The organism is Salmonella sp. 741265055_HSA, from assembly GCF_046569525.1.
Taxonomy (GTDB): domain Bacteria; phylum Pseudomonadota; class Gammaproteobacteria; order Enterobacterales; family Enterobacteriaceae; genus Salmonella; species Salmonella enterica.
This window is the reverse complement of sequence record NZ_JBKFSQ010000016.1, coordinates 92,260-99,899: the sequence shown is the minus strand read 5'-3', so window position 1 is coordinate 99,899 and position 7,640 is coordinate 92,260. Positions and strand designations below refer to the sequence as shown.

Genomic DNA, 7,640 nt, shown 5'->3' with positions numbered 1-7,640 from the left:
TTGCCGTATACACACTTTCCAGGCGTGCTCCTTCAGCCACTCGGACACCTCACCATATTGTATTGCTGCCTGACCACTTGGGGGGCAACGGGGCGCTACTATAGGGAGTTGCGCTAAAACGGTCAAGCAGAATTTACATATTCACTGTCGTTTGCTCATGCAATAGACATAATCCCCGCCCAAACTGGCGCGGGGAGGCAAATTAGCGCTGTGAATCCAACATTTCGTTGTTTTTCACCACATCCTGCGCTTTGCTGTAGCTTTCGATCAGCAGTTGATAGGCCGGGAATACCTGAGTATAAACGTCGGCCCACGCGGCGGCGTCTTCACGGTTCCAGGTGCCTTGCAGCTCAGAGGCGACTGCGGCAGTATCCATCGGTACGACGCCAGCCTGTACGATACGCGCCAGGGTGATCTCCTGCGCCATCTTACTGTAGGTACCGGATGCGTCGATCACGGCAAATACCTTATAACCTTCCGCTACCGCGCTAATGGCCGGGAATGCCATGCACACGCTGGTAATCGTCCCGGCAATGATCAGCGTCTTACGACCCGTCGCTTTTACCGCCTTAACGAAATCTTCGTTATCCCAGGCGTTAATTTCACCTTTGCGCGCAATGTACTGCGCATGTGGCGCATTAGCGTGGATCTCCGGGATCAGCGGGCCGTTCGGACCTTGCGGTACGGATGCCGTGGTAATGACCGGCATTTTCGCTAACGTCGCCATCTTCGCCAACGCCGCGGCGCGAGCGCGTAATTCCGGCATTGGCATATCGCCTACGGTCTGGAAAAGACCGCTTTGATGATCGATTAAAAGCATCACGGAATCGTTAACATCAATTACCGGGCGCAAACCATTAAAATTAGCAGGACTTGACATCGTGTTCTCCTTCATGTTTTCAGATTTGGCCAAAACGGCCGGAGTTGAAATCGCGGACTGCTTCTGCGATCTCTTGTTTCGTGTTCATAACAAATGGGCCGTAACCCACAATCGGTTCATTCAGCGGCTCGCCTGATAACAGCAATACGCTGGCGTCGCTGCTGGCCTCAAGGTGCAGCGTTTTCCCTTGCTGGCTCAACACCGCCAGTTGCGCTTCGTTGACCGGCGTCGTGCCGTTCAACGTGATGTTGCCTTTCAGTACCACCAGCGCGGTGCTCCATCCTTCCGGCTGTGCCAATGTAAGCTGGCGATTGCGTTGCAGGCGCATATCCCAGACATTGAGCGGCGAGAAAGTGTGCGCCGGGCCTTTTGTCTCTTCATAACGCCCTGCGATGACCCGCACGATTCCGGCGTCATTCGGCAGCGTAACGGTCGGGATAACATCGTGGGTAATGCTTTGATAACCCGGGGTGGTCATTTTGTCCTTCATTGGAAGGTTAACCCACAACTGCACCATTTCCAGTTCGCCGCCCCGACGGGTAAACGCGTCGGAATGGAACTCTTCATGCAAAATGCCTGCGCCTGCGGTCATCCACTGAACGTCGCCCGGGCCGATAACGCCGCCGCGACCGGTAGAGTCCCGATGCTCGACTTCGCCACTATAAACAATCGTCACGGTCTCGAAACCGCGGTGTGGATGCTCCCCAACACCGCGTTTTTCATTACCCGGCGTAAATGTGTGCGGCCCGGCATAATCCAGCAGCAGGAAGGGACTCAACTGCTGCGCATGTGACTGATAAGAAAAGAGTGAACGAACCGGAAATCCATCGCCAACCCAGTGCGGGCGAGGTGCGGTATAGACGCCTGTAATCTGTTTCATGGTGTTCTCCTCAGTGGCGTTGTCTTGATGTGAATAAGCTTATATTCATGACAAAAGGTTCGGTAGTGGCTAAAATGGCTCATACCGTTCCATTAATAGGACAATGTAATGATAAAAACGGATCTCAATGATTTTGCGTGGTTTGTGCATGTGGTCGAAGAGGGTGGGTTTGCCGCGGCGGGGCGTGCGCTTGATGAACCAAAATCAAAACTGAGCCGGCGTATTGCGCAACTGGAGGAACGGCTGGGCGTGCGATTGATTCAGCGAACTACCCGGCAGTTTAATGTTACCGAAGTGGGACAAACATTCTATGAGCACTGTAAAGCGATGCTGGTGGAAGCTCAGGCGGCGCAGGATGCCATTGCCGCATTGCAGGTAGAGCCTCGCGGTATCGTAAAGCTGACCTGCCCGGTGACGCTGCTGCATGTACACATCGGCCCAATGCTGGCGAAATTTATGGCGCGTTATCCTGATGTTTCGCTACAGCTTGAAGCGACCAATCGTCGGGTGGACGTCGTAGGGGAGGGGGTGGATGTGGCGATTCGCGTCAGGCCGCGCCCGTTTGAAGATAGCGACCTGGTGATGCGCGTCCTGGCTGACAGAGGGCATCGCCTGTTTGCCAGCCCGGATCTTATCGCACGGATGGGAATCCCTTCCGCGCCGGCGGAGTTGAGCCATTGGCCAGGGCTAAGTCTTGCATCCGGCAAGCATATCCACCGCTGGGAACTTTACGGCCCGCAGGGCGCGCGTGCGGAAGTCCATTTTACCCCGCGTATGATTACCACCGACATGTTGGCGCTACGCGAGGCGGCGATGGCGGGCGTGGGGCTTGTGCAGCTACCTGTCTTAATGGTGAAAGAACAACTGGCCGCCGGTGAACTGGTCGCGGTGCTGGAAGAGTGGGAGCCCCGGCGGGAGGTTATTCATGCTGTGTTCCCATCCCGGCGAGGATTATTACCTTCCGTACGTGCGTTGGTCGATTTTTTGACGGAAGAGTATGCGCGAATGGTGGAAGAGTAACCTGCTCGTCATTCATCAACTTAATGGACGCAAAAAAGGCCGGTTAAACCGACCTTTTATCCAGCCGCCCTTCAGGGCGTGAGGAGACAATTAGCGACTACGGAAGACAATGCGGCCTTTGCTCAGGTCGTACGGGGTCAGCTCAACGGTCACTTTGTCGCCCGTCAGGATGCGGATGTAGTTCTTACGCATTTTACCGGAGATGTGTGCAGTAACCACGTGACCGTTTTCTAACTCTACGCGGAACATGGTATTAGGTAACGTTTCGAGAACGGTACCTTGCATTTCAATATTGTCTTCTTTGGCCATCTAATCCTCTGGGGTATCACTACCATAATTTGAACCGGCAAGATAATGCCGAACTTCTTTTGATAAGTAAAGATTTGTGCGTTTAAAACACAGCAAACCAGGTTTAGCACATGATTCCGCGACACACGACAACGCCGCGTTATACACCTTTTCCCTGATACTACCGCCTGATGTATCGGCATAAGCGCAACATATAAGGGAACGGTGAAATAAACGATGGGCGTTACCTGACAACGGGCTGCGGGATAATGAGCTAAACCAATTCTGCGGCAGCAATTATAACACCCCAATAAAAAATGTGCCGAAAACATTCACTTCCGGGGCAAAAATAATGTCCGCGGCACCCAAAAACGGGAGGCCAGCGGCTGTTGGCGTAAGGCCGCGAGGTGATCGAGGTAGTCACGACGTGGAATTTCAATGGCGCCGAGCGAGGCGGTATGACTATTAAGTACCTGACAATCAATAAGTTTACCGCCGTGACGGATAAATTCAGCGCAAAAAACCAGCAGTGCGGTTTTAGAAGCATTCTCCTGGCGGCTAAACATCGATTCGCCGCAAAACAGCGCCCCCTGCGAGACGCCATACATCCCGCCGACCAGTTCCCGATCGCGCCACACTTCAATGGAGTGCGCGTGGCCCAATTCATGTAATCGGCGATAGGCTTCCTCAATACCACGCGTTATCCAGGTGCCTTCGTCACGGTGATTGGCGCATCCATCAATGACCCGATCGAAAGCGTAATTGAGCGTCACGCGGTAAGGGGATGCGTTGTGAAAGCGCTTCATGCTGCGACTGAGGTGAAACTTTTCAGGCCACAGCACGGCGCGCGGATCGGGCGACCACCACAGAATCGGGTCGCCCGGCGAAAACCACGGGAAAATCCCGTGCTGGTAGGCCATTAACAACCGGGCAGGGCTGAGATCGCCGCCCAGCGCCAGTAAACCGTTAGGCTCGCGTAAAGCGCCTTCCGGCGAAGGGAAGGCGATAGAATGTCGGGAAAGCTGAACCAGACGCATGACGGCGAAACTCCAGTACGCAAGTCGGATCGTTCAATAATAGCTTACAGACGTTGTTTAAACTGATAATAGCGCCCTTGTCCGGCTAACAATTCTGCATGAGTGCCTCGCTCAATGATGCGCCCGTCGTCCATTACGATGATTTGATCAAAACGGGCCAGGCCGCGCAAACGGTGAGTCACCATCAGGACGGTTTTCTCGCGCATCACATCGGCAAGTAATTCCAGCATTTCGCTCTCGGTGGTCGCATCCAGCCCCTCAGTGGGCTCATCCAACAGCATTAACGGAGCATCATGCAACAGCGCGCGGGCGATGGCCAGGCGACGAAGTTCGCCGCCGGATAGCAGACGACCGCCTTCGCCGAGCCAGCTATTAAGCCCACTATCTTCGAGCAGATTTTCGAGGCCGACGCGACGCAGCATGTCGGAAAGGGCTTCGTCGCAGGCATTGGGCGCCGCCAGTAATAAATTATCACGCAGCGTGGCGCTGAACAGGTGGACACGCTGCGGCACCACGCTGATAGTCCGGCGTAAGGCGGATTCGCTCAGCGAGGATAGCGGAAGATCGTTGAGCAGAATTTCGCCTTGTTGCGGGTCCCAGGCGCGGGTGAGTAGCTGCAACAGCGTTGATTTTCCGCAGCCGGTACGCCCCAGAATAGCGACATGCTCGCCAGGATTAGCCTGTAATGAGAGGGCATTGAGCGCATTAATCGGCTGGTCGGGATAACGAAACGAAACGTCCCGCAGGGTGAGTGTGACCTTTTCCGGCGCGGGAGTTTCTGCCTGCGGAAAGGTCACCTCCGGTTTTTGCTCCGTTAATTCAGTGATACGAAGCGCAGAGGCGATAACCTGCCCCAGATGCTGGAATGCGCCGGTAACGGGCGCAAGCGCCTCGAAAGCCGCCAGCGCGCAGAAGACAAACAGCGCGATGAGCGCGCCGGGCTGCGTATTGCCGCCAACGCCGCCGGAGGCCATCCACAACATTAACATCACCGCCAGCGCGCCAATCAGCAGCATTAACGCCTGCGATAAGGCGGTCAGTTCAGACTGTCGACGTTGGGCCTCATGCCATTGTAATTCAGTGGCTTCCATTTGCGCCCGATAGCGTTTGCTGGCGCCAAAAATGGTGAGTTCCGCCTGGCCCTGTAACCATGACGTGAGTTGCTGGCGATACTGACCTCGTAGATGCGTCAGATTTTGGCCGGTATTTTTGCCGGCGCGATAAAACACCGGCGGCATAATAAACAGCGTCAACAGCATAATGCCGCCCAGCGTGATCGCCAGCGTCACGTCGAGAACGCTAAGCCCCAGGGTGACAATCATAATCACTACAAAAGCGCCGACCAGCGGGGAGATGACGCGCAAATAGAGATGGTCCAGCGTGTCGACGTCGGCAACGATGCGGTTCAGCAGTTCACCTTGCTGATAACGCGCCAGACCCGCGGGGGAGAGCGGTAGAAGTTTGCTAAAGGTATAAATACGCAGATGTTGCAGTACGCGGAACGTGGCGTCATGACTTACCAGACGTTCAAAATAACGACCAGCGGTACGGGTAATGGCCGCGCCGCGCACGCCGGCTGCCGGGAGCATATAGTTAAAACTGTAAATTCCCGCGAAGCCTGCGATAGCGGACGCGGACAGGAACCAGCCGGAAAGCGTCAGCAGCCCGATACTGGCAAGCAGGGTCAGGATTGCCAGCGCAATTCCCAGCGTTAGCATCCATTTGTGGCGTTTATAAAGCGTCAGATAAGGGAGTAGCGCGCGCATTTAAATATCCTCCTGACGGTGAGCCAATAACGTCGCAAAAGCGCCGTTGGCGGCGCTGAGTTCAGCATAACTGCCTTGTTCGACAATCGCGCCATCTTGCATAACCCAGATAGCGTCCCAGTCGGCGAGATCTTCCAACTGATGCGTCACCATTAATGTGGTCTGGCGTTTTGACGCCGCTTTTAACGCCTGCATGACGCGTTGCTCGCTGTGAGCGTCCAGGCTTGCCGCCGGTTCATCCAGCAGTAGCAGTTGGCAGGGATTAAGTAGCGCGCGGGCGACCGCTACACGCTGTGCCTGGCCGACGGAAAGTCTGCTGGCATGATTGCCGAGCGGGGTGTCTACTCCCTGCGGCAGCAGCGGTAAAAACTCGCTTACCCATGCGGCGTCAAGCGCGGCATAAAGTTCCTGCTCGCTGGCGTCCGGGCGCGCCAGTAATACATTTTCGCGTAGCGTCGCTGCAGGTAATTGCGGGTTTTGCCCAACCCAGGAGAGATGCTGGCGCCAGGATTCCGGCGAGAGATCGCGAAGTTCAACACCGTTAATACGCAAAGAGCCCTGATAGGAGAGAAAACCGGATAATACATTCAACAGAGAGCTTTTACCGGAACCGCTGCGTCCTACCAGGACGGCGCGTTCTCCTGCCGCTAATGAGAAATTCAGCGGCCCGGCAAGCGTTTTGCCTCCTGGCGAGGTGATAATAAGATTGACTGCGTCAATGGTTACAGGTTCGTTTTCCGCCAGCTCAACTTCGCCGCGCGCCGGGTGGGCGAGGGGCGTTTCCAGAAACGTCTTCAGACTATCCGCCGCGCCAACCGCCTGCGCCTTAGCATGATAAAACGTGCCGAGGTCGCGTAACGGCTGGAAAAACTCCGGCGCGAGGATCAAGGCGAGGAACCCGGCGGCGAGCGTCACACCGGTACCGTAATGGCCAAAGTTCAGCTCGCCCAGGTAAGAGAAGCCAAAATAAACGGCGACCAGCGCAATAGAAAGCGAGGTGAAAAATTCCAGCACGCCGGAAGATAAAAAGGCGAGGCGCAGTACTTCCATCGTGCGCTGACGAAAATCCTGCGATGCTGCGCGAATGCTCTCGGTTTCCGCTTCTCCACGACCGAAAATTCGCAGCGTTTCCATCCCGCGCAGACGGTCAAGAAAATGGCCGCTTAGCCGGGCAAGCGCCAGAAAATTGCGGCGGTTGGCGTCAGCCGCGCCCATTCCTACCATCGCCATAAATAGGGGAATGAGCGGGGCGGTGCCCAGCAGAATCAGCGCCGCCGCCCAATTTGACGGGAAAATCGCCGCCACGATTAAGAGCGGTACGCAAACGGCAAGCGCCATTTGCGGCAGATAGCGCGCATAATAGTCATGCATATCGTCAATCTGTTCCAACACCAGCGTCGCCCAGCTACCGGCGGGCTTGCCCTGAATCCAGGCTGGGCCGGCTTGCTGCAGACGATCCAACACCTGACGGCGGATCTCAAAGCGAATATGCTGTCCGGCATGAAAACCGACGCGCTCGCGCAACCACACCACCCAGGCGCGGAGGACAAAGACCAGTATCAGCAGGATAAAAGGGAGCAACAGCGCTTCCCGTGGAATGTTCTCCATGATCATATGTTGCAGGATACGCGCCATGATCCAGGCCTGAGCGACAATTAATACGCCACTCATGAACCCCAACAGGCGGGAAATATTCAACCACCGTTGGGAGATTACGCTTTGCTGTTTTAACCAGCGGGTCAGCTCTTTTTGACGGGTTTTATTCATTG

7 protein-coding genes are annotated in these 7,640 nt (G+C 55.5%); 1 reads left to right on the top strand and 6 read right to left on the bottom strand.

Annotated features, from left to right (window positions below):
* Positions 1-202 precede the first annotated feature (202 nt).
* Together ACLD4K_RS11200 and ACLD4K_RS11195 are read right to left on the bottom strand one after the other, a co-directional pair.
* Entirely contained in the window at positions 203-880 is a 678-nt protein-coding gene (locus ACLD4K_RS11200; protein ID WP_000097893.1) for a hydrolase, read from the bottom strand.
* A 19-nt stretch (positions 881-899) separates the two neighbouring features.
* The gene (locus ACLD4K_RS11195) at positions 900-1,760 is read right to left on the bottom strand and encodes a pirin family protein (RefSeq protein ID WP_411011869.1); all 861 of its coding nucleotides are present in this window, start codon (positions 1,758-1,760) and stop codon (positions 900-902) included.
* A 108-nt stretch (positions 1,761-1,868) separates the two neighbouring features.
* Between ACLD4K_RS11195 and ACLD4K_RS11190 the strand changes: the two genes are divergently transcribed.
* Positions 1,869-2,780: a LysR family transcriptional regulator gene (locus ACLD4K_RS11190; protein ID WP_000597928.1), complete on the top strand. Its 912-nt coding sequence runs from the start codon at positions 1,869-1,871 to the stop codon at positions 2,778-2,780.
* A 90-nt stretch (positions 2,781-2,870) separates the two neighbouring features.
* Here ACLD4K_RS11190 and infA read toward each other — a convergent pair whose 3' ends face one another.
* The 4 genes from infA to cydD form a co-directional block, all read right to left on the bottom strand.
* On the bottom strand, positions 2,871-3,089 hold the full coding sequence (gene infA / locus ACLD4K_RS11185) for a translation initiation factor IF-1 (protein WP_001040187.1): 219 nt from the start codon (positions 3,087-3,089) through the stop codon (positions 2,871-2,873).
* 311 nt (positions 3,090-3,400) lie between these two features.
* Positions 3,401-4,105 (bottom strand): leucyl/phenylalanyl-tRNA--protein transferase, encoded by a 705-nt coding sequence (gene aat / locus ACLD4K_RS11180; protein WP_001241649.1) that lies wholly within the window; start codon positions 4,103-4,105, stop codon positions 3,401-3,403.
* Between the two features lie 44 nt (positions 4,106-4,149).
* On the bottom strand, positions 4,150-5,871 hold the full coding sequence (gene cydC / locus ACLD4K_RS11175) for a heme ABC transporter ATP-binding protein/permease CydC (RefSeq protein ID WP_183060097.1): 1,722 nt from the start codon (positions 5,869-5,871) through the stop codon (positions 4,150-4,152).
* A complete protein-coding gene (cydD, locus tag ACLD4K_RS11170; RefSeq protein ID WP_411011868.1) occupies positions 5,872-7,638 on the bottom strand; it encodes a heme ABC transporter permease/ATP-binding protein CydD in 1,767 nt (588 codons plus the stop codon).
* Between the last annotated feature and the right edge of the window lie 2 nt (positions 7,639-7,640).